Here is a 575-nt window from a genome sequence, read left to right as displayed (position 1 = left end):
AAAAGAGCTTTCTGAATTAGTTGAACGTGTTGATGATGTTGAAATACTAGCAAACGAAACAGCTGATCATGTGCTTGAACTTAGAGAGGAACATAAGCAACATCATAATGAACTAAGAGAATCTCATAAAGAACTTAAAGATAAGCAAGATAAAGTTGTAGATGAGAATTTAGAGCAAACAAAGATATTAAACAGAATTGAAGAAAGATATCAAACGCAAGTAGATGTTGCGCAAAAAAATGAAGAAAAGACACTCGCCCAAAATAAATGGCTCGTAGGTGCCATATGGGCGCTTGTAACAATTGTTATGATTGCAGTCATTACTGCATCAATTACTGCGTTATTACCTTAAGGGAGGTGGACATAATGAGTTGGGCAAGATGGTTATCATGTTATTTGTATGGTCGTAAATGTAAATAATGTTTTTGGTCAGTGCTTCAGCACTGGCTTTTTATTTTGATTGAAAAGAGGTACGTACATGGTATTACACAGCTCAAAAGACAGGAAGCATACTGCAAGTGAAGTTGGGAAGTGTTGTCAATACCAAGTAAGTAAGATATCTGAAATGTATAATA

1 protein-coding gene is annotated in these 575 nt (G+C 35.0%); it reads left to right on the top strand.

Going from position 1 to position 575, the window contains the following annotated elements; translation table 11 throughout:
* On the top strand, positions 1-352 hold a 352-nt coding region (locus SD53_RS16600), incomplete at its 5' end, for a hypothetical protein (RefSeq protein WP_046521317.1).
* Between the last annotated feature and the right edge of the window lie 223 nt (positions 353-575).

Source organism: Rheinheimera mesophila, assembly GCF_000986865.1.
Classification (GTDB): Bacteria; Pseudomonadota; Gammaproteobacteria; order Enterobacterales; family Alteromonadaceae; genus Pararheinheimera; species Pararheinheimera mesophila.
The sequence above is the reverse complement of the archived record's forward strand: the minus strand, read 5'-3'. Positions and strand labels throughout refer to the sequence as shown.